The organism is Mycobacterium sp. IS-1264 (assembly GCF_001954195.1).
In the GTDB taxonomy this organism is placed as follows: domain Bacteria; phylum Actinomycetota; class Actinomycetes; order Mycobacteriales; family Mycobacteriaceae; genus Mycobacterium.
Genome location: NZ_MBES01000090.1, coordinates 1 through 1,400, shown reverse-complemented (window position 1 = coordinate 1,400; position 1,400 = coordinate 1). Strand labels below are relative to the sequence as shown.

At 71.7% G+C, this 1,400-nt stretch carries 1 protein-coding gene; it reads right to left on the bottom strand.

What is annotated here, in order from left to right; translation table 11 throughout:
- A partial coding sequence (locus A5744_RS23360) for an amino acid adenylation domain-containing protein (protein ID WP_139331478.1) occupies positions 1-1,400 on the bottom strand: 1,400 nt, incomplete at both ends.

Below are 1,400 nucleotides of genomic sequence, written 5' to 3'. Positions count from 1 at the left end.
TCGATTTCGCCCAGCTCGATGCGCTGCCCGCGCAGTTTGACCTGGGCATCGGCGCGGCCCAGATACTGCAGTTGCCCATCGGCACGCCAGCGCACCAGATCCCCGGTGCGATACATGCGCGCGCCGGGGCCGCCAAAGGGGTTGGGCACGAACCGTTCCGCGGTCAGTCCCACCCGGCCCACATAGCCATGCGCAACCGCCGGCCCGGCCAGATACAACTCACCGACCACCCCGACCGGCACGGGGTTCAATTGGCCGTCGAGCACCAGCGCACATACCCCCGCGATCGGGGCGCCGATGGCCACCGGCTGCCCCGCCACCAGCGGCGCACAGGTCACCCAGATGGTGGTCTCGGTGGGGCCGTAGCCATTGAACATCCGTCGGCCCGGCGCCCAGGCGGCCACCAACCCCGGCAGGCACGCCTCCCCCACGGCAATCAGCGTTGTCAGGTCGCCGAGGCGGTCTCGATCCAGCGACGACACCACCGTCGGGGTCAGCATGGCCGCGCTGACCCGCTGGCCTTGCAGCAACTCGGTCAAGGCAGGCCCGGCATACACTCCCGGCGGCGCCACCACCAACGGGGCGCCCGAACCCGCCGCCCACAACAGCTCGCCGACCGACGCGTCGAAGGTCGGCGCGGCGACCATCAATACCCGCGCATCCGCGCCCAACCCGTGCGATTCGCGTTGCGCCGCAACCCAACCCAGCAGACCGGCGTGGCTGACCGCCACGCCTTTGGGCGCCCCGGTAGACCCCGACGTGAAGATCACGTACGCGCCGTTTTCGGCCCGCAGCGGCGCAACCCGATCGGCGTCGGTGACGGGATCCGCGCGGTACCCCGAGACATCCCGATCGTCGACGCGCAGCAGCGGTCGCGCCCCGGCCCCCGCCACCGGGTCGGCGCCACAGGTCAGCACGCACACCGCCCGCGCGGCATCGAGCACCGCGGCGATGCGCTCGACGGGATGGGACCGGTCGACAGGAACATGCACCCCACCGGCCTTGACGACGGCCCACCAGGCCACCACCAACTCCGCGCTCCGATCGATTGCGACGCCCACCGCCCGTTCGGGACCGACCCCCGCCTCGATCAGCACCCGCGCCCACCGCGACGACCACTCATCGAGCTCGCGATACGACATGCTCCGGGCCCCGTCGATGACCGCTTGGGCGTCGGGGTCGGCGGCCACCGCCGCGGCCAACACCTGTGGCGCCACGCCCACCGGCGCCTGCACCTCGGCGCCAGACCACCTCTGCAGCACCAGATCACGCTCACCGCGGTCCAGCAGCGACACCTGGCCGACCAGCACCGAGGCGTCGGCGACCACCGCCTCGATCACCCGGCCAAACCAGCCGACCAACCGCTCGATGCTGGCCCGGTCGAAGAGATCCGTGGCGTA